At 59.8% G+C, this 26,133-nt stretch carries 21 protein-coding genes and 1 pseudogene; 17 read left to right on the top strand and 5 right to left on the bottom strand.

Features of this window, described 5'->3' with window-relative positions:
* The first annotated feature begins 16 nt into the window (after positions 1-16).
* Together ACVWY5_RS05385 and ACVWY5_RS05390 are read left to right on the top strand one after the other, a co-directional pair.
* Complete coding sequence (locus tag ACVWY5_RS05385; RefSeq protein ID WP_080667208.1) at positions 17-304, top strand: DUF2274 domain-containing protein; 288 nt, start codon at positions 17-19, stop codon at positions 302-304.
* Positions 305-544: 240 nt separating this feature from the next.
* The gene (locus tag ACVWY5_RS05390; protein ID WP_321177036.1) at positions 545-712 is read left to right on the top strand and encodes a hypothetical protein; all 168 of its coding nucleotides are present in this window, start codon (positions 545-547) and stop codon (positions 710-712) included.
* Between the two features lie 725 nt (positions 713-1,437).
* Here the strand turns inward: ACVWY5_RS05390 and ACVWY5_RS05395 are convergent.
* The gene (locus tag ACVWY5_RS05395) at positions 1,438-1,716 is read right to left on the bottom strand and encodes a DNA -binding domain-containing protein (RefSeq protein WP_080667203.1); all 279 of its coding nucleotides are present in this window, start codon (positions 1,714-1,716) and stop codon (positions 1,438-1,440) included.
* Between the two features lie 591 nt (positions 1,717-2,307).
* Between ACVWY5_RS05395 and ACVWY5_RS05400 the strand changes: the two genes are divergently transcribed.
* Positions 2,308-4,128 carry an alpha,alpha-trehalose-phosphate synthase (UDP-forming) gene (locus ACVWY5_RS05400; protein ID WP_321177037.1) on the top strand — a complete coding sequence of 607 codons (1,821 nt, stop codon included), beginning with the start codon at positions 2,308-2,310 and terminating at the stop codon, positions 4,126-4,128.
* A 627-nt stretch (positions 4,129-4,755) separates the two neighbouring features.
* Positions 4,756-6,897, top strand: a complete 2,142-nt coding sequence (locus ACVWY5_RS05405; RefSeq protein ID WP_028336639.1) for a prolyl oligopeptidase family serine peptidase — start codon at positions 4,756-4,758, stop codon at positions 6,895-6,897.
* A gap of 35 nt (positions 6,898-6,932) precedes the next feature.
* Here the strand turns inward: ACVWY5_RS05405 and ACVWY5_RS05410 are convergent, their stop codons facing one another.
* Positions 6,933-7,160 carry a hypothetical protein gene (locus ACVWY5_RS05410; protein ID WP_456671647.1) on the bottom strand — a complete coding sequence of 76 codons (228 nt, stop codon included), beginning with the start codon at positions 7,158-7,160 and terminating at the stop codon, positions 6,933-6,935.
* A 327-nt stretch (positions 7,161-7,487) separates the two neighbouring features.
* Between ACVWY5_RS05410 and ACVWY5_RS05415 the strand changes: the two genes are divergently transcribed.
* On the top strand, positions 7,488-8,459 hold the full coding sequence (locus ACVWY5_RS05415; protein WP_051376283.1) for a LysR substrate-binding domain-containing protein: 972 nt from the start codon (positions 7,488-7,490) through the stop codon (positions 8,457-8,459).
* Between the two features lie 14 nt (positions 8,460-8,473).
* On the opposite strand, the gene ACVWY5_RS05420 is transcribed toward ACVWY5_RS05415, so the two are convergent.
* From ACVWY5_RS05420 to ACVWY5_RS05430, 3 genes are all read right to left on the bottom strand, one after another.
* Entirely contained in the window at positions 8,474-8,839 is a 366-nt protein-coding gene (locus tag ACVWY5_RS05420) for a DUF3088 domain-containing protein (RefSeq protein WP_080667202.1), read from the bottom strand.
* Positions 8,840-8,855: 16 nt separating this feature from the next.
* Positions 8,856-10,034 (bottom strand): MFS transporter, encoded by a 1,179-nt coding sequence (locus ACVWY5_RS05425; RefSeq protein WP_028336638.1) that lies wholly within the window; start codon positions 10,032-10,034, stop codon positions 8,856-8,858.
* Between the two features lie 362 nt (positions 10,035-10,396).
* Complete coding sequence (locus tag ACVWY5_RS05430; RefSeq protein WP_028336637.1) at positions 10,397-12,637, bottom strand: tetratricopeptide repeat protein; 2,241 nt, start codon at positions 12,635-12,637, stop codon at positions 10,397-10,399.
* A gap of 934 nt (positions 12,638-13,571) precedes the next feature.
* Between ACVWY5_RS05430 and ACVWY5_RS05435 the strand changes: the two genes are divergently transcribed.
* The 12 genes and pseudogenes from ACVWY5_RS05435 (at position 13,572) to ACVWY5_RS05490 (ending at position 26,101) form a co-directional block, all read left to right on the top strand.
* Positions 13,572-15,191 carry an acyltransferase family protein gene (locus tag ACVWY5_RS05435; RefSeq protein ID WP_028336636.1) on the top strand — a complete coding sequence of 540 codons (1,620 nt, stop codon included), beginning with the start codon at positions 13,572-13,574 and terminating at the stop codon, positions 15,189-15,191.
* A 219-nt stretch (positions 15,192-15,410) separates the two neighbouring features.
* Positions 15,411-15,617 (top strand): cold-shock protein, encoded by a 207-nt coding sequence (locus ACVWY5_RS05440; protein WP_028336635.1) that lies wholly within the window; start codon positions 15,411-15,413, stop codon positions 15,615-15,617.
* A 601-nt stretch (positions 15,618-16,218) separates the two neighbouring features.
* On the top strand, positions 16,219-16,635 hold the full coding sequence (locus ACVWY5_RS05445; protein WP_321177039.1) for a hypothetical protein: 417 nt from the start codon (positions 16,219-16,221) through the stop codon (positions 16,633-16,635).
* A 116-nt stretch (positions 16,636-16,751) separates the two neighbouring features.
* Positions 16,752-17,294, top strand: a complete 543-nt coding sequence (locus ACVWY5_RS05450; RefSeq protein ID WP_028336633.1) for a hypothetical protein — start codon at positions 16,752-16,754, stop codon at positions 17,292-17,294.
* 634 nt (positions 17,295-17,928) lie between these two features.
* Positions 17,929-18,654, top strand: a complete 726-nt coding sequence (locus ACVWY5_RS05455) for a hypothetical protein (protein WP_321177040.1) — start codon at positions 17,929-17,931, stop codon at positions 18,652-18,654.
* A 524-nt stretch (positions 18,655-19,178) separates the two neighbouring features.
* A pseudogene (locus ACVWY5_RS05460) lies at positions 19,179-20,014 on the top strand (HesA/MoeB/ThiF family protein).
* Positions 20,015-20,236: 222 nt separating this feature from the next.
* Positions 20,237-20,572: a hypothetical protein gene (locus ACVWY5_RS05465; protein ID WP_028336630.1), complete on the top strand. Its 336-nt coding sequence runs from the start codon at positions 20,237-20,239 to the stop codon at positions 20,570-20,572.
* A gap of 455 nt (positions 20,573-21,027) precedes the next feature.
* Positions 21,028-22,230, top strand: coding sequence for a cytochrome P450 (locus ACVWY5_RS05470; protein ID WP_028336629.1), 1,203 nt, complete (start codon positions 21,028-21,030; stop codon positions 22,228-22,230).
* A 95-nt stretch (positions 22,231-22,325) separates the two neighbouring features.
* Positions 22,326-23,615 (top strand): cytochrome P450, encoded by a 1,290-nt coding sequence (locus tag ACVWY5_RS05475; protein ID WP_028336628.1) that lies wholly within the window; start codon positions 22,326-22,328, stop codon positions 23,613-23,615.
* A 1-nt stretch (position 23,616) separates the two neighbouring features.
* Complete coding sequence (locus ACVWY5_RS05480) at positions 23,617-23,916, top strand: ferredoxin (protein WP_028336627.1); 300 nt, start codon at positions 23,617-23,619, stop codon at positions 23,914-23,916.
* Positions 23,913-24,758: an SDR family oxidoreductase gene (locus ACVWY5_RS05485; protein ID WP_028336626.1), complete on the top strand. Its 846-nt coding sequence runs from the start codon at positions 23,913-23,915 to the stop codon at positions 24,756-24,758. Before ACVWY5_RS05480 ends, ACVWY5_RS05485 begins: the two co-directional genes overlap by 4 nt.
* On the top strand, positions 24,758-26,101 hold the full coding sequence (locus ACVWY5_RS05490; RefSeq protein ID WP_028336625.1) for a cytochrome P450: 1,344 nt from the start codon (positions 24,758-24,760) through the stop codon (positions 26,099-26,101). Before ACVWY5_RS05485 ends, ACVWY5_RS05490 begins: the two co-directional genes overlap by 1 nt.
* The last annotated feature ends 32 nt before the right edge of the window (positions 26,102-26,133 follow it).

The following is a 26,133-nucleotide window of genomic DNA, read 5'->3' on the forward strand; positions in this document are numbered from 1 at the left end:
CCTTCCCACCCGATCGATTGCTGGAACGGATCGTCGTGAACTCGCCTGCTGTAGGCGAGGACTCTCGACTCTTCCAGACGACAAGCCGGTCAAGATCACCGTCGGACTGCCGGCCGCCGTTCACCGTGATCTTGTTGCTTATGCCGAAGTTTTGGCGAAAACCAATGGTGAAGCCACAGCGCCCGATCCGATCAAACTCATTGCGCCCATGCTGCAGCCCTTCATGGCAACGGATAAAGGATTCAGAAAGGCGAGGGACAGCGCGTTTGATCGGTCCTCTGTGGTCATCTGCTGTTGTTCGTAGCGCATCACTCACGCGCCAAACCGGGTCAGTCGCCGCCGTACTTCCGTCGTCGGAAGCCGGCATCGAGGATGCGTGGAAATGGCAGTCAACCCCGCGTGCAGCCGGTTGAGTTCGCAGTGGTTGCCGTCTGCGAGCTGATCGAAAATCCATAGCACGCCGTGCATTTGCAGACCGACCGAGGTCGCCAACTCGCGCAGACCGCCGTCGCCGGTCAAAAGAGTCCATTGGCGTGCCTCTGCGATGGCAAATGCGAACGTGTCTGGGGTGGCGAACGCCGTGGGCGCGGCGGTCGGGGAGATCGCGCTGACGCGCGGCGCGACGGAGGCCCTGCAACTCCTCATCGATGGCTACAATAGGTTGAAACCCGGCGACACGATCTCGACTATGATTCGACGCAATATGCGATGAACGCGCTCAAGATCCGGCGCGGGTCGAGGTCGTCAAGTTCGACGTGCCGGAACCAGCGAGCCGACAATCCGCTCTCGACGCTTACGCCCGCGCACTCGAGACAAACCCGAGCACGCGACTTCTGCTGCTCACCCATGTCAGCAGCCGGACGGGCCTCGTAAGATGATGACTATCGTGCCCAGGAGCAGCCTTTTCATCCTTCTCGACCCAATCCGAGGTCAACGGTCTTGAGGGGGGCACGGACGCAGATGCATGCCACGTGTCTGTCTTCTTGATCAATTGATAAGGTTGGTACGTGACTGGAAAAAATGTGTCCGGCTCTGCGAGTGAATGGCTCGTCTTCTTCTGTGCGGATTCACATGAGTTTGTCGCGGCAAGCCGTGTTGCTATCGTCGATAGGCCTGGCAGCCATCGGATACACTGACGGGATTTCGCGTAGCTGACATGTCGGACGAAATCGGCTCGGGTCGTCGCCAAGTATTTCGGCGATACCCGCAACAAGCCGTGAGCCTGCAGGAACCAGTCATCCGCAACGCGGCTGGAATAGATGCCTAGTGCAGGCCGCAAGGGCTCACAGTAAAGGCATTCCCGGCGGTGCCAGGGCGCACCAGGGACGGTGATCGTTCCTCTTATTGGAATTCAATTGATTGAGTTCGGCTCTTTAAAGGCCGACATTGCTGTTCAGCCGGCTTGACGCGTCATGGGTTGCGAGGTGATCCACTCGTCTAGCTCCGAGCGCCACTGCGGAGAAGCTGCCGATAACCGTCATCTGCTATCCACTTCGCCCGAGCGAGATGGCTGTCAAAAGCGCGACGCGCCCGATCCCATTCGTGAGCAGGGTCAACGTGAAGAACAACACGCGCTACCTCGCGCCAATCTGCACCCTCAGCATCAGCGTCAAGTAGCCGCCAGTATGTAGCCAAGTGTTCCTCGTCATAGACCGTCAGGCTCGCACCCGATGGTGCAATGTCATCGACGGTCAAATCGAGCAGCGGTTCCTGCACTGAAAGGTCTCCCGGGCAGCCTTAGGGGCAACGAAGGGGATTGTCGCGAGCTTGGAGGCGCAGTCGCAATATCCTCCGATTGTGGAATAGTTTTGGTGATGCCTGAGACACTTCAGGTGATGCGCTTTACGCAACGACATCTGAAACGCTTCACTGTTGCGCGCTTGTCACTGGACTGGTTTGGCATGCCACCGATCATGAGCTTGAGATGCATGTGATGATTCTCGAGGTTGAGGGATCAACCAATAAAAGCGGATTGAAACTCGCGGGCCGGCGTTATCCAGGTGATATGGCCGGTAGCTCCTGGCTCCTCTATTGCGTCGAGGACCATTGAGTCTCGACACGTCAGCAATGCTTCGCTTGCATCGGACTGAAGCGAGGAAACCAAGGTCGTCTTGCCTCAAAATCCGAGATTCGGCAGCTCCTTCCACGACCTCGCCTCCGATCTTGGATGAATAAAGCAGTCTGGCCACTTGGCGCGACTGGTCAGCTTCCCGAAAGCCAGCCCTGCCATCCTGGCGTTGTGGGGATATCTCTCGGGGCTGATCTGCGACTGAATCAAACGCAAACATCGTCAAACGGAGTTTTGAGATGGTTCGAATTCATGATGCGCTCGACACGGCAACGTTGGCTTATGGCAGTACATCAGGCGCTGCCCATCAAGATGAAACCATAAACCAGCACGCCTTTGACCAACAGCTGGACGAGATACCGCCGGAGCTGGATGAACCAGGCGGTGCAGGTTCTGCCCATTTTATTGCCTCGGACGAGGCGGCAGATGTGGTCAACCTACAACCTGATCTGAAGCTTGTCGTCATTTCGAACCGCATTGCACCCTTCGATCCCAATAAACCACAGACCGGTGGCCTTGCCGCCGCCCTCGAGCCGGTCGTGCAACGGTCCGGCGGGGTGTGGGTCGGCTCCTCGGAAAACCGCGGCGACGGGACCCAGGTGCCCCTGCCACTGGTCGAGACTGGTGCGGGATTTGTCGCCAGGCTCGATCTGCCGGCCGCTGACCATGCTGGCTATTATCGTGGTTTTTCGAATTCGACGCTGTGGCCGGCATTGCACTCCCTGCCAGATCGGATGTCGGTCTCGGAAGACGATTATGAATGCTATCAAAGGACCAACAGTTATATTGCGGGTGCGGTCTACGACGTACGAGATTGGGACGTATTCTGGGTGCATGACTATCATTTGCTTCCGCTCGGAGCCCAACTGAATGAGCTTGGCATCGACCGGCCAACCGGCTTTTTCCTTCACACGCCGTGGCCCGAGCCCGATATGGTCGACCGCGTGCCCAATCATCGCGAACTGATGAAATCGACGCTGAAGTATGACCTGGCCGGATTCCAGACGAACCGAGATCTGAACAACTACTCGGCGTACCTCCGAACCCATTTCGGACTGGAAACCAAGGATGGCGTCGTCACCACGGAGCGCGGTCAGACGCGGCTGAAAAAGTTCCCAATCGGGATCGATCCCAAGCAGTTCGCAGACTATCTCGCTGCAGATCTCTCTCCTGCAGAGCAAGAAAAAGTCTCACCACTGTTGCAAAACTTCGAGGGATCCAAGTTTGCGATCGGCGTCGACCGGCTCGATTACACGAAGGGTATCGACAAGCGGGTCGAAGGGTTCAATCAGCTTCTAAGGACGGAGCCCCACAGCATCTCGCTGTTGCAGATCGCACCGTCCTCACGCGCCGATGTCGAGCAGTATCAGAAATATAAAGACGACGTGGAGAGCGCGATCAACCGCGTCAATGCCGAGCATGGCACAGACAGGTGGAGCCCGATCCACTACAGGAACGATTCGTTCAGCCAGGCGGCACTCGCGCGTCTTTACCGCGCCGCCCATGTCGGCGTCGTAACCCCGTTGCGCGACGGCATGAATCTCGTGGCGAAAGAATATGTTGCGGCACAAGACCCGAAGGATCCCGGCGTGCTGGTCCTATCCAAGTTTGCGGGCGCAGCTGAAGACTTCAATGAGAACGAAGCGCTTCTGGTGGATCCAAACCACCCTGAAGAGATCGCAGCCGCTATTTCGAAGGCGAGTCACATGCCGCTTGAGGAGCGTGTCACCCGCTGGCGCTCGATGATGGACAAGATTGAATCCTATACTATCCACGACTGGGCGGCGGACTACGTTAGCGAACTGGACAAAAGCCGCGTCACTGTTCCGGCTGATCAGTTCCACCATCTCGGTCTTGGCTGGACCAACGAAGGTCAAATGCCGCTGTACCAGAATTATACTGAGGCTCTGACTGCCTTCAACGATGTCGACCCCAGGGATGCCGCCTTGAAGGAGGCTGCCTATGCAGATGTTAAGTCAAGCTTTGAGGCGCTGGCGGCTCCACTGATGCATACGCAGAACAGACTCTGGGTCCTGCCGGAACCGGACAGCTTCGCCTAGTTCTGCTCGCCTAACAGTCCGATGCCGAGGAGGCCTGACGGGGCGAACAGCACACGGCGGATTGCGCTTCTGGTGCAGGCGAGAGGCACAATACAGGTCTGGCGGCTGGCGCGATTCCTTCGGCCCGCGCTGGCCCGCATGACGAATGGAACGTCTCAGCGGATCCTTACAGTCACGAATCGGAGATCGCCATGCGCACTGCCCTCAGCTTGATCGCGATCTGGCTGCTGATCAACGTACTGCTCTATGTCATGCTGACGCGCATCGACAAGTCTGTCCGATGATATAGCTCGGAAGATTGTACCTCGCATTTGGAGGTATGCGTTCTGACGGCGGGTGGCGAGCGGTCCTCTGTTCCGGAACTTGGCCGCAAAAGATCAGACGGTGCTGTCTGACACTCGGTCCTGCCGACATCGCCCTGTCTGCTTGGCAACCAATGTCGACAAGCGGACATCGTGGTGCACCCTAAGCGGCTGAAACTTGCGGCGCTTTGGTCGGCATGCAGCTTGCAGTGGACGGTCCGGGAGATAGCGCGAGCCGAGCCATGTCATGCGTTGCGTACTTTCCGCAGCTTCTGCTTGACGCGCCAGGCCCGCGTGGCCGCACGACCTCAGCCGGAGCAAGTCCATGAACACGTCAGTCCTCTCCGCAGCGCTGCTTTCGATTGCCTGCTTCCCCTCCGCTGCGCTTTCACAGGAGCGTTCACTTTCACAGGAGCGAAAGGCTGCGACGGTCACCGAAGATCCATTCCTCTGGCTCGAGGAGATCGAAGGACAGGGCGCATTGGCATGGGCCCGTGCCGAGAACGAGAAGACACTCGGGGTACTCCAGGCTGATCCCCGCTATCGGGTCTTCTACGAACAGGCGCTCTCTATCTTGCAGGCCAAGGATCGAATTCCATACGTCTCCCTGGGACGTCACGGGTTGGATAATTTTTGGAAAGATGAGGACAATGTGCGCGGCATCTGGCGGCGCACCAGGCTTGAGAGCTATCGTCGCCAAGACCCACGGTGGGAAACCATCCTTGACGTGGACGCCTTGGCGGTTGCCGAGAACAAGAACTGGATCTTTCAAGGCGCCAGCTGCCTTCCGCCTGAAGAGCGCCTCTGCCTGATCAGCCTTTCCGACGGCGGCAAGGATGCCGCATCCATGCGCGAGTTCGACCGCGAGACAAAGAGCTTCGTTGCGAACGGCTTTTATCTTCCAGAGAGCAAGCACAGCGTCAGCTGGGTCGATCGTGACACGCTCCTTGTTGCAGGCGACTGGGGCGAGGGCTCTTTGACGCAGGCCGGCTACCCCTTTGTTGTTAAGGAGCTCAAACGCGCTCAGCCGTTCAGCGAGGCGCGCGAGGTCTTTCGCGGCGAGCCGAACGATGTTCGGGCGATGCCCCTGGTACTTCGAGACAGTGAAGGTCGTGTTCATGCGACGGGGGCCATTCGCGCAATCGGGTTTTTCGAGCATGAGTACGTGCTCTTCCGCCCCGATGGGGTCGTCAAACTCAATCTGCCGAAGAAAGCGGAGATCGTAGGCCTCGTGAATCATTGCCTGCTTGTGAAACTTGACGAGGAGTGGACGCCGTCGGGTGATGTCAGCTTCAGTGCCGGCTCGCTGATTTCGTATGACCTGACCGAATGGAAACAGGATCCACTGAACGCCAAAGCCTCGCTTGTCTTCAAGCCTAGGCCTCGTCAAGCCCTGAGCGGGCTAAGCTTCACAAAGAACCTGTTGATCCTGACGATCCTGGATAACGTTCAAAGCAAAGCGTTCGTTTACAAGTACGATCAGGGAGCCTGGTCGGCGACGCCGATCCAGCTACCGGAACATACCAATGTCAGCGTGACAGCCGCTTCCGACGAGGCGGACCAGGCCATGTTCGCCGTCTCAAGCTATCTCAGGCCAACGTCAGTCTGGTATTTTGATGCCGAAACTCAAAAACTCGAGGAATTGAAGACGACACCTACTGCGTTTGATGCGTCCAAGCATGTCGTAGAGCAGTTCGAAGCGACTTCGCGTGATGGCACGTCAATTCCCTATTCCTTGGTGCTACCGAAGAACGCAAGATTTGACGGCGCCATTCCGACCCTTCTTTATGGCTATGGCGGGTTCCAGGCTTCGCTTCTGCCCTCTTATCTAGGCCCTGTGGGGCGGCTCTGGCTCGAACAGGGTAATGCCTATGTCGTTGCAAATCTGCGAGGGGGCGGCGAGTTTGGCCCGCAATGGCATCAAGCGGCCCAAGGCGCAACGAAGCAGACGACGTGGGATGATTTCATCGCCGTTGCCGAGGACCTGATCCGCCGCAAGATCACAAGTCCGCGTCGGCTCGGAGTCATTGGCGGCAGCCAGGGCGGGCTACTCGTTGGCACCGCAATCACTCAACGTCCCGAGCTCTTCAACGCGGCGATCATTCAGGTACCGCTGTTTGACATGCTTCGATACACCAAATTGGGCGCCGGCGCCTCCTGGATCGGCGAGTACGGTGATCCAGCTTTTCCCGACCAGCGCGCGTGGATCGACGGCTACTCGCCCTATCAGAAACTGGTGGCGGGCAAGCCATACCCGGCGCCTTTAATTCTTACCTCCACCAAGGACGACCGTGTGCATCCCGCGCACGGCCGCAAGGCTGCAGCAAAGCTCGCCGCCCTGGGCCAGCCTTACTTCTACTACGAGAACATCGATGGGGGGCACAGCGCGTCGGCCAATCTCATCGAAATGGCGCGTCGACTGGCCCTTGAATACACCTATGCATCGAGGCGGCTTTGTTCTGAATAAAATCGCTGCACGGGCTGATGAACCGTGCCCACCATTTATGATCCCGACGCCACCACGTCCGTCAGCTGAATCATCGAGGCGAGATGCCAGGCGATGAACAGAACCAGGCAATCGACGGACAAGATGCCACAGATTTCAAGGGGAACTGGACGAATTCCCACCACGCTGAAGGTGTTCGAACGCAAGCCCGCAATTTCCAGTTCGTCATGCAATATGGCTGGCCAGGCGCCTGCCCATGAAGGGTCGGCGTTTTGCTGAGCCAAATTGACCCATGAGTTGGCGTTCTAAATCTCAAGCTCCACTCAGGCTTTCTGGAGAAATCGCGCAGCGATCGACCCTGCATCGAATAATATGGAATCTAACTGTGCCTCAGGGATACCGGATCTCAAGTGGTTATGTGCCAGATCGATAGGTCGACCGGCTGGGGCAGGGAGCCGGGCCGTTGAGTTCGCCGTGACAGGCAGATCCGAAAGAAATCTCAGTCGTGGGCGGTCCCGGCAGTAAGCGATGGCGGTCGTCGAAGCTGCAGAAAATCGGCGCACACTGCAGGGCCCCACAACAGCTATCCCAGTGAGAGGCAGGAAAGAAAGATGCGCAAGCTACCGATCCTAAAAAGCCTCCATCTGTTTGAGGCGGTCAGCGAGTTTCCAAGCTTCTCCAGGGCGGCCGAGCGACTGAATATGACGACCGGCGCGGTAAGCTACCAGATGCGCCTGCTTGAGGATTGGTTCGGCAGGAGACTATTCGTGCGCCATAGTTCGGGCGTGCGACTGACATCCGACGGCGAACAGCTCAAGCGCAACTGTGCAAACGCGTTCACCATACTCGAGAAGGGATGCTACGAGCTACGAAGGCGCCATGCAGGACGTTCTGTGGTGGTCGGATGCTCAACCACATTTTTGTCGCACGGCCTGTTGCCCCGTATCGGTCGGTTCCGCAAACTCTATCCGGACATTGACCTTGTCTTTGAAACCGGAGCCGATCTTGACGCGCTCGCTGTTGGTGCGTTGGACGTATTGTTTGTCGCCGGCCCGCTAAAGCGGCCGCTTCCCGTCCGCGAGGCTCACGCTTCAAATGAGATGATTGGCCCAGTCTGTGCGCCAGCTACGCTCGAGGCGATCAAAAGCCCGGAAGATATTCTGTCTATCTCTCTGTTGCACGAGGCCGACAGGCTGGACGCCTGGAGCGAATGGGCCAGCGCAGCTGCAATATGCTTACAAGTATCGCGCAAGGTCGTGTTTGACACATTTTCCTTAGCTTTGGAGGCGGCAAAAAGTGGGCTGGGAGCCGCCATATCCTCGCAAATTCTGGTCAGAAGCAACCTTGAGAAGGGAGAGCTCGTAGCTCCATTCGGCTTCGTGCCGGTCAATCGCTCAATCTACATGTTTGTCAACGGGCAAGCCCGCAATAGCGCGGCTGTCAAACAGTTTGAGCGCTGGGCGATGTTAGAAATACTGGACCGGGATCATCAGCGGTCGCCCTTCGCAGCCCCAACCCGGCAGGTCAAGCAAGCCGCTCAATCGAAGCTTCCCGATCGGCCCCTGCTGGCGTCAAGTCGTTGATGACCATCATGGACCTACCAGCTGCGGACTGTTCGACGGTAAGGCGCAGGAAATCCGTGGCGCGCAGCCAGAAGATCAAGGATTGCAAACACATCGTCGACATAGGCGAGCCCATTCGCGTACTTCGCATCCACTGGTAAAGGCCTTTCCTTCTCCAAAATCAGAACGGGCGCGGATTGATGATCCTGCCCAAGCCTCTCGATGAGCGCGGATCGTGGTCTCGCCCAGGAAATTCGACGAACATCGAGCCTCGCAGCGCGGCTTGGAAACGCCGACAGCAACCCGTCCAACAGCAAGCATTGCCAACAATAGAATTGCCGTCCCGGCAAGGCTGGCTCCTCAAAAGGGCGTTCTAACAAGAACAGCTGATCCCAAGGCATGGTGTGGATCCTTGATCTAGCGATCGGCAGGACATGAAGCTCGAGAATCCCTTGATCTGACCACCGCGAAGGTCGCAACGGCGAAGGCAACAAATGCGCTCGCCGCACATAAAAGAACGATCGTGCCGAGAGCAAGCCAATCACCTAGAAGCGACAAGGCAATGCCATTTCCCGCAACGCCGCTATAGGTGCAACATTGAAATAACCCAGAAAGGCGACCGGCCCGATCCGGAGCCACTGAGGACACCATGTGCGCGTGAGCGGCAGCCGCAAATATCTGGCCGAAACCAAGCATTGCGCTGCTGGACACGATGACCAAAGTCAGGCTGGCATCGAGTGACATCATTGCAAGGCATGCCGCGAGCAGCATTGCAGCCCCGGCGATGGTCGGCAAGGCGCCCAGCCGGTCGTAAATCGGCTTGACGGCTAGGGCCCCCAGCAAGGCAAAAACGCCGTTCGTCATGACGATCGTCAACAGAACGCTTTTGTCGAGAACCCCGTCAGCTGTGGCATGGATCGCAGGATAGACATTGATGATGCCGGCGCCGAGGTTGAGCAGAAAAACAGCCAAGAATGCGGGATAGAGGGGTGCCAAGTCCAGGACGGTTCCGGAAGGCCGCGCCTCAAGCGCGGCTGGCGTCCTTCTGAACTGCTGCTTGATGCCAAGGAGCACAGTCAAGGACAGGATGATCGCCGATATGTTGAAGGCCAAAACGCCAGGCAAGTGCAATTGATCGGACAGCATGGCACCTGCAAACATTCCCAAGAGATAGGTGAGCCAGTCGATATTGGCGATATTGCGTAGCACCGAGATCATGCCGTCTTCCGATGTAATACGACGGAAGAAAGCAACCTCTGCAGACAAATAGACGGGCTGGACCAGGCTCAGGACGGCCATTGCGGCATAGCTCTGAAAGGAATCGGCTCCGTCGCTGCCGAAGATGGCGAGCAGCGCGCATATGCGAACAGCATTGACGATCATCATGGCGGAGATCGGATCGCCCCTGTCGACCAACGGCGACAGCAAGAGGCTGCCAAGCATGATCGGCGCAAAAGTGACCGCAATGCCGAGGCCCGCGGCGCTCATGCCGGATTGCAGAAGGCCGATCAGGATGCCGATACGGAATGCCCATCCGCCGATCTGAATGATCAAATGCGAGAGGTAGACGAACTGCCGTGTGCTCGACCCGCTCATTGTTGACTCAACTCATCGAGGATCATCGGATCGCTTGACGCGGAAGGACAGGTGGATGGCACTGGTTTTGTGACGCGACAGCGGTGCGACGAGCCCGCAAGCCACGACGAACGTTCTCGCAATATGACGGCTTGGCAAAAGGCATCTTATTTACCTATATACCTCCCTTTACTCATGTGGCGTTCGGCCATTCGCGACTATGCCGGCCAAGGCGCTTGCTTTGCCGGTCAGCCCGAGTTGCAGCGCTTGCCGCAACAGCATCCGCTCAACCCCGCCGGGCTTGGAGGTGCAGCACCCATGTCCTTAGCGATCCCCTCTCACGCCGCTCGGGCTCGATGGCAAGAGTGCTATGAGCCGCTAGCTCACGTCGCCTTCGTGGAAGATGCAGAAGCTCGGTCCCGCCGCGAAGCCAGGTCAGCTTGCAGGCTTTTCTCGATCTGCTCCCGGGTGAGGAGGTAGTCTGGATCTCCCCCGATCTCGACAGCCACAGTCGCGTGGTTCAGTGAAATATCTGGCCGGCCCTCGTTGAAGTACTCGATGGCGAGATTGTTGTGGGTGAGCGCATGCAGTGGGTTGAGTTCAAGGGCTCGAACATAGTGCGCGATGCTCTCGTTCGCCTTGCCAAGCTCGGAATAGGCAAGGCCGATATTGCTCTGCAGATCTGGGTTTTTGGAATTGATCTCAGCCGCCGCCAGATAGGACTCCAAAGCAGCGTTCGGCCTATCTTGGCGCAACAAGATGTTGCCCTTCTCGAAGAGAGCTCGCCATTCGTTTGGCTTGATGACAAGTGTCCTGTCGAGATCGGCCAGTGCGCCAGCGGCATCTCCCATTCTGTTGCGAAGTGCGGCCCTGTTCAGGTGAGCCTCATAATAGGGTGGGCAAAGTTCAATGGCACGCGCATAGGCCTCCAAAGCCTCAGCTTCCCTCCCAGCCACTTTCGAAAGCAGATTTCCTAGGTCGTTGTGATACTCTCCATAGTAGGGATCATAGGAAATTGCCTCACGCAACTGCTTCTCAGCCCGAGAAAGTTCGTCGATGAGTTCATAGACCTGACTGGTGTTGTAGATCAGAATTGATTGATGAAGCTTGAAGCGCTCGTCGCCATACGCCTTGAGCATCTTGCCAAGGCCTTCCGCGCAAAGGGCGAGGGCTTCGTCGTACTTCTGCTGTTTGGCCTTGATGTAAGCATAGGCGTTCTCTGCGAACACCTTGATGTAGTCGTACTTGTCGTGCTCCCTGAAATCCCGCTCGATGGTCTCCAGGTTCCGTAACGCGTATCCTTCGGCCAGCGTGAGGTTGACCGGCTGCTGATAGCGTCCATACGTCATTGATTGGGCATAGAGAACCGTTGGCGTGTATCGGCTCGTTGGGAAGGTTTTGTAGAATTCGTCCAGATAGGGAACCGACACCCGCCCGCAGCCGAGTGAGTACAGCACAAAAGCCGCGTTGATGAAGGCGGCATTCACGTTAGCATCCCCGGAGCCGTAGGTGCGAAGCGCAGGATCGGCGAAAATTTCCCCGAAATAGCCAAACCAAAGATCGTACAGGCCAATGCTCTGGAGGATCTGACTTGGTTCTGCAAGCAGCTCCAGACGCTTGTACTTGTCCCGTACCGAGAGCGCATGAATCATCACGAGAGGCGCCTTGCCCGCTAGATAGCGCTCCAGGCATGCGTGGTGCAGCTGCTCGTGCAGATGATCTGCGGTCGCCGGCTCGAAAGTTGCATAGTTTCGCTGCGCGATCAGATCGGACGTGGTGCAATCGGATTCAATGTAAGATTTGAGAAGGCTATGCCGTTCCCCGGTGTTGAGGCTGGCCAGATAGAGATCCACGGTCGCGGTCGGGTCGAGATAGCCGACGACTGGTAATCCTGCCGCTGCGCATTTGCTCAAAGCCTCCGCAATCAACGGATTGCCGCCGCTTGCCTCATAGATCTGCCGATGCTTCTCCGCGGCGAGATCCGGATCAAAGGTTGATCCCAGCTCTTGCGAGCTATATCTGCCGAAATGAACCTCGCTGGCGTCCGGGAAATAGAGGCGTTGTTCATAATCGATCAGAACGAAGCGAAACAGCCGCGCATCGTCGTCCAGCCTGACGAGCAGCTTGATCAGGTTCTTGGCCGAGCCGGACAGGGCAGCCGCCCGATCGATAACGATAATGTGACGCTCGTTGAGCTGTTGGGCGCAGTTGATCAGGAATTCGGCTAGTCCGACCAGGAGCTTGTTTTGATATTCATGATGATAGAACCGGGTACGCTCCTCCTTGCTCGAGGTATTCGTGAGATCCTTCGGCACGGTAAAGGCGTCGCTGTTTAGGAGGGGGAATAGCCGCTTCAAGGATTGTTGTGCCGCCTCAACCAGTTTGGGCCTAGTTTCTTTGGCCCACCTTAATTCGGAGTCAATGAGCGCTTGCAGCCCGGCAAGATAGCCGCCGGTCCGCCAGTCGCCGTCAGTGATAGAGAAGTTAGAATTGGAGCTCGCGAGTGCCGATTTGATCGTTGGCACCGGTGCCATGCCCGCTTCCGTCTTCAAAATCGTAATCGGACTGAGCTCGACGGATGCTGATATGGCTGAAAGCACGCGCTGCTGGATCAGATCAACCATTTTACTCTCCCGAACTGTCACAAAAGAGGGTGGTCGAAACGACCACCCTCCGATGCCGCTATGCTCTCATCAGGTAGATGCATCCAAGGCATCCGTCGTACCAACCTAGAGCGTACCCGTGTACGGAGTGGTGGTGCGGATCGTGGTCTTGATCTCAGCGATCTTCTTTTTCATCACATGTTCCTTTCCTTCTCTGGCACGCCAGACCCAAGCGAAATCGCGGCCAGTCGTGCAGGACAAGAATAGTAAATTGCTGCAGCAATCCGCAGCGAGATTCCTTGGCCGTCGCTGTCAAAAAGATTGAACGCCCGGCTCGGATTGGCTGCCCGTTCCGTTTGCGATGCGTTCAGGTAGCGATCTCGCTCTCGGCTGCCTTGGGCCGGGCCTAAGGATGAACCTCGTCGCAAGGAGTGTCGCGAGGATAGGCACCTTGTGCGCTCCGCTGCTGCACCTGAACCTCCTGGTGGCTGGCTGATGACAGCCTTGAACTGGTGCATGTATCCGTTGTGAGGCTGCCAGTGACGGCAGCGTGTTGCTCTGAGCCGGGCTTTCATCGGGTACTTGCGCCGCAAGCTCCCTTCGCAGAGGGAGCCAAATTGGCTGGCGCCAACCATTCCGGAAGGCTTCCGGTGAGACAATGGCGCGGTTCAACGTATAACAGGTGGGGGCAGGTGTTGGGCCAGAACCGGTCAAATATGGACCTCGATCCGAGCAGCCCTACCAGAAGTCAGAGTTTCAGCGCTAGCCGACTTTCCAATAAGGTGCGCGGGCGCTCTCATTTCGGATTTGAGCAACCGCAGGAGTTTGGCTGATCGCATGGCACACTCGCGCGATGCGATCAGTCTTCCTGCCTTTAGCGGTCTGTCCAGCCGCCACCTTTGGTGCCATCGATCGCCACGATCTGTACCTACCTCGCAAATGACGAACGACATCGATGGCTAAGCAGATACCCGCGCTGACCGGTATCCGGTTTGTCGCGGCAGCAGCGGTGGCATTGTCTCACGGCGGCGGCCTGTTCCTGCAGGGACCCAGCCTCGGACTCGATATCAGCGTCGGGACACTCGGCCTGCTCGGAATGTCGGTCTTCTTCACGCTGAGTGGCTTTGTCATTCAATATAATTATGGCGGCTCGATTGTGGGCAGCCCGCGGAAAGCGATCCCGGACTTTCTCGTGGCGCGCATAGCGCGAATCTATCCTCTATTCATTGTTCTCTTTCTCGTCGAGTTGCTGACCGGACCGATGGTCTGGCCATGGCTTCTCGGAACCAAGGCGCCGGCCGAAGGATTCTCAGCGCACCTCGTCCCGTTTCAACTCGGGATGGTTCAAACCTGGTTTTTCGCAAATGTCGCCGGTGTAGCGCCCGTCTGGCAGTACGAGGAGGTCGGCATCGTCTCCTGGTCGGTGAGTACCGAATGGTTCTTCTATCTCGTGTTCCCGCTCGTTTGCCCTCTGCTTGCGCGGATCAGAACTGTGCCCGCCGCGGTTTTGTGCGCCATTGGAGCCGTCGCAATCGAGCTTGGCATCGACCTTATGGTGCTCATGCTGCAGGACCGCATCAACCTGTTTGCGCTTCATGCCTATGGAACGGAAGCGGCTCTGCCGAACTGGAAGAACACGCTGATCCTCTGGATCGTTTACTTTTCGCCGTTTTGCAGGGTGTGGGAGTTCGTTCTCGGCTGTTGCTTGGCAAGGCTCCATGAAGTGTGGTCGGCGCAGGATCTCAGGCCGTCTCGCGCTCTGCTCGACATCGCAACGGTTGTTGGCGTCGGCGCGATCGGCTGGGTGTTCTGGTTTACCGCCCACAAGCCGCCATTTGGGGCTTCCATGAGCCTGTTCGATATTGCACGCAACAATATCGCCCTATCGGCGCCGGTTGCGCTCATCCTTGTCGCGGCGGCTCAGCCCAGCAGCACTGTAGGACGGCTGTTGTCAGCGAGGTGGCTTGTCTTTCTGGGAGAGGCCAGCTTTGCCCTCTACCTTATACACATCATCATCTTCCGGCGTTTTCCGGTGGTGCGTTGGGAAACGGCGAGCCAACTGCTTGGTCATCTCGGTGCGCTCGCACTTGCTTTCGCCCTGGCGACGTGCGCCGCGATCCTGTTGCATTTCGGCTTTGAGGTACCGGCTCGCAGGCGAATTCGCGGCGCCTATCAGGCGGCCTCGGCGGAACAGCGCAGGCTCCTGGTGCGATTGGGAACCGTCGGCTTTGCCGCACTTGTTGGTGCGGCGGCCGCGTATGCACTGCGGAATGCGACCGGAGATGCCATCACGCAATCGGGTATTTCGGTCGTTTCCGGTACGTATGGCGGCAATTGCCGCTGGATGTCAGCGCGCGGCAACACCACGGATGCGCTCGCAGAAGCGTGTAATGGCAAGAGCGAATGTACGTTTCGTACAGAGGTGGCACGGATTGCCGATCCTGCGCCGGGTTGCGCAAAGGAGTTTGTCGTCGCCTGGTTCTGCAAGGGAGACCGCAGCATTCGCGCAAGCTCGGCTCCAGATGCGCATGCGACGTCGTCGGCTCTGCAGCTCTCTTGTAACAACGTGCGATGATTGAGCCGCGGGCTGAACGCCCATCCGGATCCCGCCCCTGAAGCGAAGATCTGCGACGTCAGGGTCTTGCTGCCGGCCGTCGCACAAAAGAGTCAGCACTTTGTTCATCGGGCAAGAAAGTTGCAACTGCCGCGGCGGACGAGCGTCGTTTTGCCGCCCACCTTGATGGCTGCGAGAGTCTTCGCTAGATCACGAAGGTTCACTGATGGAGATGCCGCCGTGGCAATGGGTATTGTGAAGTGGTTCAATTCGACCAAAGGTTATGGCTTTATTAGGCCGGAGGACGGAAGTGCCGATGTCTTCGTGCACATAAGTGCCGTCGAAAAGGCCGGTTACACCACCCTCGAAGAGGGAGCCCGGGTCAGTTACCAACTCAAGACCGGACGTTCGGGCAAGACGTCAGCCGAGGATCTTAGGGTTGGCTGATCCAGTTCACCTCTGGGAAACTTCTGCCTGCAAGGCGTGTTCTCGCACCTGCGTCTGACGATGTCTTGTTCTGGCGGGCCGGGCGTTTGCCGTACGACTTCCAACCATCAGGCTGTCTCGCATACGGCGTGACAGTTTGATCTTTTCGAGCCATCGATCTCCATCACACAGTTCCAGGCTTTGTCAGCCTGCTACAGTGTGGGCATGGCAAGGTCGGCAATGAACGGTACGAACTGTACGCTCGTGCCCAACAGGCCAAGAGGTGTAAGCCGCACACGCCTCGCCCGAAGTAACGATGCACCAGCCGGTGATCAAAGCGTGATGCCGTCGCGTATGAAGGAGTTCGCAAAGCTGAGTTCGCCCGTTATGGACGATGCTGTCCTGCGGCGCCGCGGCTGCAGGTCTGTTCTGCTACGCGACGTCCGGGATCGAGACTGGTCCGCATGAGCTTGATGCGTCGCGGCGAGGTCAAATTCCAGGAAGCCGGGCTCGAGGTTGGCCAATATAGTTGAGGTTAACGGCGCCATGTTGTTGACGATGCACCCCTGACCTTGATCCATTGCAGGGGAACTGCACACACAGCCCATCGGAGACACGGAAAGTGTCCTTCCAGCTGACCGTCCTGAAAGTGCTGGCCGGTCAACCCACCGGGCGGGCCTCTATTGCCGAAGTCCGGCGCGCCGTGGAGATCCTGATGAACAGCGGCCATGATTGGACCGATCGCATGAAGCGGTTGGCTGAGCATGCGCCGGATCTGAATATCTTTTCGGCGAAATTCGTCTTTCGCGATGCTCTCGGTTGGGAAATTACGGAAGACGGGCGGCAATTTCTCTCCGCGCTCGAAAAGGCCGTTGCCGATCAAAGAGTGCTGCCTCGATCAACGATCAATACCTCGCGCAGCGAAGTCGCTGCGCCAGCGGACACGGACGCCGCAAGTTCACTCGTTCCGCCGCGCGGTCGCCGTCAGAGGCCGCGGCGACGTCGCGGGAAGAGCGGATCCAATCGACGTACAGCATGAAGTGGCGTGGCTTTAACTGTCACCCATGCGAGGCGCGCGGCACTTAACTTGAGGCAAAAATGTCATCGTTCTCGCGCAGCATCGATCGGATCTACATAGGTTGTTGATGGCCCGGAATGATTGTCTTTTCCGACCGGTATGCCTGGGACGAAGTCGAAACCCTTGCTGTTGTCGACGACAACCATCTGCCGTACCTGTCCATACCGAAGTCGAGCGGAAGTCCATACGCGGCGGAGGCGATTGACGCCTTTATCGTGGCGCTTCCCGAGAAGGTCTACTACCCGGCGGACGCCGTTGATCGGCTGGCTCCTGCCTTGTTAAAGCTTGGCCCCGCTATTGGTCTGCCGCCAACCAACGACATCATCATCCGCTACTTCATCACCACGGGCTCTTCTTATCGCCATTTCGCGCGAGAGCATGCCTCGGAATTTGATCCGAAGCTCCTCCAGTACATCATGACCCTGCCATACGCCCAATTCATATGGGTGGTGGAGTTTTCGACGGAGGAACAGTGGGCTAATGCAAGGGTTGAGGCGCGAGCGGTTATTGACGCGACGGCCAGCTTGCGCGAGCCAATGCCCCTCTGGTTGTTCCACAGCCGCGACGGTGCTTCAACCGCAAGAAGGCTGGCCAGACCGCTGCCGGAATGGGTGGCCTGAAACTTGCCGATGCCGGTCATGCAGGGTTCTCGCGGATGGACCGCGACTTGCGACCGACCCAGAAGAAATAGCGTTATCGACGGTGGAAGAGCCCGTTTTGGACTTCAGGGAGATCACGATGGCTGGCGATGCAGACGACAAGACCAATGAAAGACCTGAAGTGCTTTAGGGGCTTGCGCCCGTCGACGCCGCGCTGCTGCAGGAGTTCCTCAAGGAGATGGACGAGAACGTGATTCCCGACATCGTCAAAGTCGTGGAGGAGAGGCGTCTGCAGGCGGCTGAAAGCCGTCAATGGCAGCTCAAATGCTGACGGAGCGGCTTACTTGGGCTTACTTGAGTGGTTTCTTCAGCCGCTCGTACGATCGCTTCCACTGCTTCTGCAGCGTCCGCGTCCAGGGCCGGATCAGCCCGCAAAAGGCTGGAAATTTGTACCATTGGCTCCGGCTGGCTCGCGCGATAGGGCGCGTTGACAAAATCCGAGGGGTTAAGTCCAGAAGGAAGGTTCCCAGCACAGGCACCTGATCAAGGTCAAAGTGAACGAGCGCCCCGTGAAGCTGCTGGGTCCGCATGAAACTGGCGAGCAGATCAAGCTCACTGCGATCAAGCAGGCGTTGAAAGCGGCAAGCACTATCTGTTGGATCTCGTCCTCGACGATGGCACCCATCGCCGCATCGAAGACCATGAGCGGGTAGAGCTTCACGATCACATGGTGTTCGTGGCGCGCAAGCCCGAACATATCGTCACCATCACCGTCAATGAACAGCCGGCGAGCCTCGAGGGCCACTCCGCCACCGGCACAGAGATCAAGGTCGTTGCAATCGCTCAAGGCGTGGCGATCCAACCCAACTTTGTGCTGCAGGAGGAGCTGCCCAACGGCACCAGCCGTATCGTTGGCGACAACGATATCGTCCGTCTGCGAACATCTTCGGTTCACGGCGATTGCGCCGGACGACAACTCTCAGGCAGAAATTGCCATGAAAGTGGAAGTTTCTGCCGCCATCGAAGATCTGAGGAAGCAGTTTCCCGCTGCCACCCTCAACACGCGAGACGATGGGCAGGGGGGCGTATATCTAACGGTCGAACCGTCGCGTTGAGCGACCGGTTCGTCCCGAACAAGACATGGGTGGGGTTTCATATCCCCGCGCAATATCCTTATGCCGACATCTATCCCATGTTCATCGGTGGGGACGTCCGGCGCGCGGACGGTCAAGGCTTTGCGCCGCCGGTCACTACGGGGCACGCGTTCGAAGGAAGGTCGGCTTTGCAGATCTCCCGCCGCAACAGCATGGCCCAGAACGGCAAGCAAAAAGTTTGCGCGAAGGTGCTCAAGGTTTTGGATTTTTTGGAAAGATCATCGTGATGTCCAAGTGCAGGCTCCACATTGCCCGTTCGGACTACGAGTTACTCTGGCATCATCTCTATCAGGAGGATAGAGATGAGCACGGAGCCATCTTGCTTGCGGGTCTATCCGAACTCGACGCGATCCCGCTCCTCACCGTTCGTGAAGTGCATCTGGCTAAAGACGGAATCGACTATGTCGCGGGCAAATTCGGTCACCGTGCTCTAACGCCCCAGTTCATCCATCGGTTGATTACGCGCGCGCGACGAGCGGCTTGTCTATTTGGCCGTTCACAATCACGGTAGCGATCGGCAGGTCGGATTCAGCGATATTGATCTCGATCTCATGAGCGGGGCTATCCCGCTCTGTTGCAGATCGCCAAGGGCATGCCGGTCGGCGCTCTGGTGTTGGGTCGGCGGGCTATGCAGGCAGATCTCTGGATGCCAGACGGCAGCCGTCGCGAACTCGACCAGGCGAGCGTCATTAGTATGAAGATTGATCGCCTCGCTCCCCATCTGTCGAGAAATCTGGGTTCGACGACCAATATGACCGCCAGATTCGTATGTTTGACCGTATGGGCCAGCAGACCTTATCGCGCCCACGTTGCGGTGGTCGGCCTAGGCGGCATCGGTAGCCTTCTTGTGGAATATCTGTCGCGCCTGGGCGTCGGCCATTTCACGCTGGTTGACGACGATACGGTTGAAGCTCCAACCTCGCACGGTTGATCGGGGCATCGCAATCCGATGCTGAAAATCGGACGCCCAAGGTTCAATTGGCACGGCGCCTGATCCAACAGGCCAACCCAAGTGCGCACATCGAGCACTTCGCCGCGGATGTGGCGAAGGCTTCGGTCGCGGGCCGCCTCAAGGGTTCCGACTATATCTTCCTTGCGGCGGACTCGATGCGGGCACGCCTGGTCGTGAACGCGTTGGTCCATCAATATCTCATTCCAGCCGTTCAGCTGGGCTCAAAAGTCCGCGCCGATGAGCAGGGGCAGGTCGTCGATGCGTTCAGTGCCATTCGTCCTCTTCGTCCAGGTGCAGGGTGCCTTTGGTGCAATCAGCTCATCGATCCCAATCTCCTGGCCAAAGAAGCCAAGACGGATGCGGAACGCAAGGCGCAGGCCTATGGCGTTGAGGAGCCAAATCCCAGCGTGATAAGTCTTAATGCGGTCTCCGCAGGGCATGCCGTGAATGATTTTCTCATGGATTACCTCGGTCTACGCGCTGATCGCCCGTTGCACTACCAGCACATCAATGCCCTGACCGGAAAGCTGCAGCTGGTCGAACCGCGTCAGGATGTTGATTGTCCGGGATGCTCGACAGGCGGGATGCGGTTCGCGCAAGGCGATGGCGTAGATCTGCCATGTATGGAAGGCTAGCGCGCGTTCCGCCGTGTTGATCTAGATCGTAGCCAAAGCAGCCATAGGGCATGCCTTTCGTGAAACGCGCTTCGCCTGTTGAATATTGGCGGGCGATAGAAAGCTTGAGGCAAACCCGATAGCGCCTTGAGTGCGTCTCTTGGCAGCGAAGGGCGCTTCGCGTTTCGAGACTCAGCCGATGATTGGCGCCGCGCAGCATGGGGATCGGCAAGAGCCTGCTGCTTGCAGGCGATCGGGACGCTTGAAATATCGCGCAAGGGCTGCCGCGCACATTCGCCGCGAGAGCAGGCCTTTGTCGGATATTTGCTGCGCCGGATGTCGGCATTGAAACTCAATGCCAGAAACCTCACACTGCGCGGCGCTACGAAGTGCCTGCTGAGCCTGCCGAATTTCCTTCGGCACGCGATTTGCTCTGTTTACGGCATCATCACCAATCGCAGTGCGCTGGTCTTCGGGACGGACACCGCGTCGCTGTTCGCGTCTGGCCCGTCCGACGACAATGACTTGGCGCTCGGTTGTGGACCGAGAAAATGCAGGGAAGTGTTGGACGCGATCTAGAGTGCTTGTTTTGGGTGCCACAACAATTGCGCTCGTCGCGCGCGGTGCAACGAAAGCGGCAGACCTTGAGCTGAGCCAGGAATGAAATTGCCACCGGCGGCGTGGGACAGGCCCGGAGCTATATTGGCGGACACACGTCGGTGGCGGGTAGGCTCGAACCTCGTTCACCTATCCTTGCGGTCAATCGATCTATGACGATGCCGACACGTTCGATGTCACCCAGCGGCACAACCCGCACCTGTCTTTCGGCTAGGAGCCGCATGTCTGCCTGGGCGCTGCGCTGGCGCGCCTGGATTGCGATGCGCCTTCGCTTCTTCGCTGTTGGTGCGGCTGGAGGATCTGGCGCTGACCATCGCCGCGCAGGACGTCGTCTCCATGTCGTCTTGCTCATTCGCTGCCCGCAGCACCTGCCGCTACCTTCCGCCCTTCCATCGCTCAGAGAGTGAAGTGCCAACATGTCCGAACAACCCTTACCGACGCTGCCGATGTGGCGCGTCGATCACATCGAGCCCTCGCCCGAGATGTTGGCGCTACGCGCCAACGGTCCGATCCACCGCGTGCGTTTGCCGTCCGGGCACGAAGGCTGGTGGGTGACAGGCTACGACGAGGCCAAGACGGTGCTGTCTGATGCGGCGTTCCGGCCAGCGGGAATGCCGCCGGCGGCATTCACCCCCGATTCGGTGATTCTCGGTTCGCCGGGGTGGCTGGTCTCGCACGAGGGGAGCGAGCATGCGAGGTTGCGCACGATCGTGGCGCCGGCCTTCAGCAGCCGCAGGGCGAAGCTGCTCGCGCAGCAGGTCGAGGCGATCGCCGCGCACTTGATCGAGACGCTGGCGGCCCAGCCCCAGCCCGCCGACCTGCGGCGCCACCTCTCCTTTCCGCTTCCGGCCATGGTCATCAGCGCGCTGATGGGCGTGCTCTACGAGGATCACGTCTTTTTCGCCAACCTGTCCGACGAGGTGATGACGCATCAGCATGAAAGCGGCCCGCGCAGTGCGTCGCGCCTGGCCTGGGAAGAACTGCGCGGCTACATTCGCGACAAGATGCGGGACAAGCGCCAGGATCCGGGCGACAACCTGCTGACGGACCTGCTCGCGGCGGTCGACCAGGGCAAGGCGACCGAGGAAGAGGCGCTCGGCCTGGCGGCGGGCATGCTTGTGGCGGGGCACGAGAGCACCGTCGCGCAGATCGAATTCGGCCTGCTGGCCATGTTCCGCCATCCGCAACAGCGCGAACGCCTGGCCCGCGATCCGTCCCTGGTGGACAAGGCGGTGGAGGAAATCCTGCGCATGTACCCGCCGGGCGCGGGCTGGGATGGCATCATGCGCTATCCGAGGACCGACGTGACCATCGCGGGCGTACATATTCCCGCGGAGAGCAAGGTGCTGGTCGGCCTGCCGGCGACGTCGTTTGATCCGCGCCATTTCGACGACCCGGAAACCTTCGACATCGGACGCGACGAGAACCCCCATCTGGCGTTCTCCGACGGGCCGCACCACTGCATCGGCGTGGCGCTGGCCAGGCTGGAGCTCAAGGTCGTGTTCGGTTTGATCTTCCAGCGCTTTCCCGCGCTGCGCCTGGCCGTGGCGCCCGAAGAACTGAAGTTGCGCAAGGAGATCATCACTGGCGGATTCGAGGAGTTCCCGGTGCTCTGGTGATGTGCGGACGCCGCAGGGAAGCGCGATCTTCTTTCGCAATTTGCTGGCGCGCCTGGCGCTCGCCGGTCAGATCAGCCAGCCAACAGGTAACCAAGATGGACGTGCAAGAAACCACGGCAGTATGCCGGGACGCCTTTGCCCAACTGGCGTCACCAGCGTGCATCGATGACCCGTATCCGTTCATGCGGTGGTTGCGCGAGCACGATCCGGTGCATCGCGCGGCATCGGGGCTCTTTCTGCTGAGCCGCCACGCCGACATCTATTGGGCGCTCAAAGCCACAGGCGATGCGTTTCGGGGACCGGCGCCGAGCGAACTGGCGCGCTTTTTCCCGCGTGCGGCGAACAGCCTGTCGTTCAATCTGCTGGCGTCGACGCTCGCGATGAAGGAACCACCGACGCATACGCGTCTGCGCCGGCTGATCTCGCGCGATTTCACCATGGGCCAGATCGACAAGCTGCGGCCGAGCATCGCGCGCATCGTCGCGGCGCGCCTCGACGGCATGGCGCCCGCGCTGGAACGCGGGGAGGCGGTGGACCTGCATCGGGAATTCGCGCTGGCCTTGCCCATGCAGGTCTTCGCCGAGCTGTTCGGCATGCCCCAGCACGACATAGTCGGGCTCGCCGCCGGCATCGGCGCCATTCTGGAGGGCCTGAGCCCGCACGCCAGCGATCCCAAGCTCGCCGCGGCGGACGCGGCCAGCGCCAAGGTGCAGGCCTACTTGGGCATCCTCATACAGCGCAAGCGCATCAATCCCCGCCACGACATCGTGTCGATGCTGGTCGGCGTACACGACGACGATGCCGACACGCTGTCGGATGCGGAGTTGATCAGCATGCTGTGGGGCATGCTGCTGGGCGGCTTCGCCACCACTGCTGCGAGCATCGACCATGCGGTGCTGGCGATGCTGGCGTATCCCGAACAGCGGCACTGGCTGCAGGCTGACGCCGTGGGGGTTAAGGCATTCGTCGAAGAAGTCCTGCGCTGCGATGCGCCCGCCATGTTCAGCTCCATTCCGCGTATCGCCCAGCGCGACATCGAACTGGGCGGCGTGGTGATCCCGAAGAACGCGGATGTGCGCGTGCTGATTGCGGCCGGCAATCGCGACCCGGACGCCTTCGCCGATCCCGATCGCTTCGATCCCGCGCGGTTCTACGGCACCAGTCCTGGCCTGTCGACCGACGGGAAGATCATGCTGAGCTTCGGCCACGGCATCCACTTCTGCCTCGGTGCGCAACTGGCCCGGGTGCAGTTGGCCGAGAGCCTGCCGCTGATCCAGGCGCGCTTCCCCAGGCTGGCATTGGCCGAGCAGCCGACCCGGGAGCCCTCCGCATTCCTTAGGACGTTTCGCGCACTGCCGGTGCGGCTGCATGCGCAGGGGAGCTGAGATGCGCGTCGTGGTCGACCAGGATCTGTGCGGAACCACCGGGCAGTGCGTGCTGACGCTGCCGGACACCTTTCGCCAACGCGAACCGGACGGCGTGGCCGAAGTGTGCGTGGCGACGGTCCCGCAGGCGCTGCACGCCGCCGTGCGGCTCGCGGCCAGCCAGTGCCCGGTCGCCGCCATTCGGGTCATCGAAAGCGACGCTGGCGATGACGAGCGCGCCAGCGCCGACCCTGCGCCTTCTCAGGCCGAGGCCGAGCGGCATGCCGCGAAAGACCAACGCAATCCCAGGAGGACACGATGAGACGGTTTGAAGGCAAGGTGGCCGTGGTGACGGGCGCCGGCGCCGGCATCGGCAAGGCATGCGCCCTCGCCATCGCGCGCGAGGGCGGCAGCGTGGTGGTGGCCGACATCGATGGCTCGGCGGCCATCGCCTGCACCGCGCAGATCGCGGCCGAAGCGGGCCACGCGCTGGCCCTGACCATGGACATCGCCGAAGCGCGGGCGGTGGCAGCACTGTTCGAGACGGCGGAGCGGCACTTCGGTGGCGTCGACCTGCTGGTGAACAACGCGAGCGCCATGCATCTGACCCCGCGCGACCGCGCGATCCTCGAGCTGGACCTGGCGGTCTGGGATCAGACCATGGCAATCAATCTGCGCGGCACGCTGCTCTGCTGCCGGCAGGCCATCCCACGGATGATCGCCGGCGGCGGTGGCGCGATCGTCAATATGTCGTCGTGCCAGGGGCTCAGCGGTGACACCGCACTGACGTCCTATGCCGCGTCGAAGGCGGCGATGAACATGCTGTCGGCCTCGCTCGCCACCCAGTACGGTCATGCACAGATCCGCTGCAACGTGGTTGCGCCGGGTCTCATCATGACCGATCGTCTCCTTGCCAAGCTGGACGAGGGCATGCAACGGCATCTGCGCCGGCACCAGCTCTTGCCGCGCGTCGGCCGCCCCGAGGACGTGGCCGCGCTGGTGGCGTTCCTGCTCTCCGACGATGCTGCGTTCATCACCGGCCAGGTCGTGTCCATCGACGGCGGAATGCTGGCGCATGTGCCGACGTACGCCGACGGCGGCAACAGCCGCGCGGCGCGGCCTGCCAGCGACACCGCCGAAGCGGCCGCGGCGCCGCACGGCTGATGAACATGCTGCTCAACCCGCTGAACCGCCGGCACCGGCTGCGGCACGACATCCCGGTCGTGCCCGGCGCTTTCCCGCTGGTCGGGCATCTCCCCGCCATCGCCAAAGACCTGCCGCGCCTGCTGCGGCGCGCGGAACGGACGCTGGGCAGCCACTTCTGGCTGGATTTCGGCCCTACCGGACACCTGATGACCTGCATGGATCCGGATGCGTTCGCACTGCTCCGGCACAAGGACGTGTCCTCCGCGCTGATCGAAGAGATCGCGCCCGAATTGTTCGTTGGAACGTTGGTCGCACAGGATGGCGGCGCGCACCGGCAGGCGCGCGATGCGATCAGAGCGGCGTTCCTGCCCAAGGGCCTGACCGAGGCCGGTATCGGCGACCTGTTCGCGCCGGTCATCCGGGCGCGGGTGCAGGCGTGGCGCGACCGCGGCGAGGTAACCATCCTGCGCGAGACCGGCGACCTGATGCTCAAGCTCATCTTCAGCCTCATGGGAATCCCCGCGCAGGACCTGCCGGGATGGCATCGCAAGTACCGGCAACTGCTGCAGTTGATCGTCGCGCCCCCGGTCGACCTGCCCGGACTGCCCTTGCGGCGCGGCCGCGCCGCCCGCGACTGGATCGACGCGCAATTGCGCCAGTTCGTCCGCGACGCGCGTGCGCATGCCGCGCGCACCGGGTTGATCAACGACATGGTGAGCGCCTTCGATCGCAGCGACGATTCGCTCTCAGATGACGTCCTAGTCGCCAATATCCGCTTGCTGCTGCTTGGCGGTCATGACACCACCGCTTCGACGATGGCCTGGATGGTGATCGAGCTGGCGCGGCAGCCTCTCCTGTGGGACGCCGTGGTCGAGGAGGCGCAACGCGTCGGCGCAGTGCCGACCCGGCACGCGGACCTGGAGCAGTGTCCGGTCGCCGAGGCGCTGTTCCGCGAAACGTTGCGCGTGCATCCGCCGACCACGCTCCTGCCGCGTCGCGCGCTGCAGGACTTGCAACTCGGCCAACGGCGCATTGCCGCGGGCACCCATCTGTGCATCCCGCTGCTGCATTTCTCGACCTCGGAGCTGCTGCACGAGGCGCCTGACCAGTTCCGCCTGGCGCGGTGGCTGCAACGCTCCGAACCGATCCGTCCGGTGGACATGCTGCAGTTCGGTACCGGCCCACACGTCTGCATCGGCTACCACCTGGTATGGCTGGAATTGGTGCAGTTCTGCATCGCCTTGGCTCTGACCATGCCCAAGGCCGGGGTGCGGCCGCGATTGCTGAGCGGCGTCGAAAAAGGCCGGCGCTATTACCCGACCGCACATCCGTCCATGACAATCCGCATCGGATTCTCATGAGCTGGCATCGCATGCCCCGTGTGGCGAGGCAG

The organism is Bradyrhizobium sp. USDA 3256 (assembly GCF_054058275.1).

What these genes read in the sequence shown, in the direction of transcription:
- ACVWY5_RS05475 (WP_028336628.1), top strand. Translation starts at nt 22,326, where the DNA reads ATGGACGTGCAAGAAACCACGGCAGTATGCCGGGACGCCTTTGCCCAA.
- ACVWY5_RS05480 (WP_028336627.1), top strand. Translation starts at nt 23,617, where the DNA reads ATGCGCGTCGTGGTCGACCAGGATCTGTGCGGAACCACCGGGCAGTGC.
- ACVWY5_RS05450 (WP_028336633.1), top strand. Translation starts at nt 16,752, where the DNA reads ATGATTGTCTTTTCCGACCGGTATGCCTGGGACGAAGTCGAAACCCTT.
- ACVWY5_RS05390 (WP_321177036.1), top strand. Translation starts at nt 545, where the DNA reads ATGGCAAATGCGAACGTGTCTGGGGTGGCGAACGCCGTGGGCGCGGCG.
- ACVWY5_RS05435 (WP_028336636.1), top strand. Translation starts at nt 13,572, where the DNA reads ATGGCTAAGCAGATACCCGCGCTGACCGGTATCCGGTTTGTCGCGGCA.
- ACVWY5_RS05420 (WP_080667202.1), bottom strand. Translation starts at nt 8,839, where the DNA reads ATGCCTTGGGATCAGCTGTTCTTGTTAGAACGCCCTTTTGAGGAGCCA.
- ACVWY5_RS05490 (WP_028336625.1), top strand. Translation starts at nt 24,758, where the DNA reads ATGAACATGCTGCTCAACCCGCTGAACCGCCGGCACCGGCTGCGGCAC.
- ACVWY5_RS05470 (WP_028336629.1), top strand. Translation starts at nt 21,028, where the DNA reads ATGTCCGAACAACCCTTACCGACGCTGCCGATGTGGCGCGTCGATCAC.
- ACVWY5_RS05485 (WP_028336626.1), top strand. Translation starts at nt 23,913, where the DNA reads ATGAGACGGTTTGAAGGCAAGGTGGCCGTGGTGACGGGCGCCGGCGCC.
- ACVWY5_RS05405 (WP_028336639.1), top strand. Translation starts at nt 4,756, where the DNA reads ATGAACACGTCAGTCCTCTCCGCAGCGCTGCTTTCGATTGCCTGCTTC.
- ACVWY5_RS05425 (WP_028336638.1), bottom strand. Translation starts at nt 10,034, where the DNA reads ATGAGCGGGTCGAGCACACGGCAGTTCGTCTACCTCTCGCATTTGATC.
- ACVWY5_RS05415 (WP_051376283.1), top strand. Translation starts at nt 7,488, where the DNA reads ATGCGCAAGCTACCGATCCTAAAAAGCCTCCATCTGTTTGAGGCGGTC.
- ACVWY5_RS05430 (WP_028336637.1), bottom strand. Translation starts at nt 12,637, where the DNA reads ATGGTTGATCTGATCCAGCAGCGCGTGCTTTCAGCCATATCAGCATCC.
- ACVWY5_RS05400 (WP_321177037.1), top strand. Translation starts at nt 2,308, where the DNA reads ATGGTTCGAATTCATGATGCGCTCGACACGGCAACGTTGGCTTATGGC.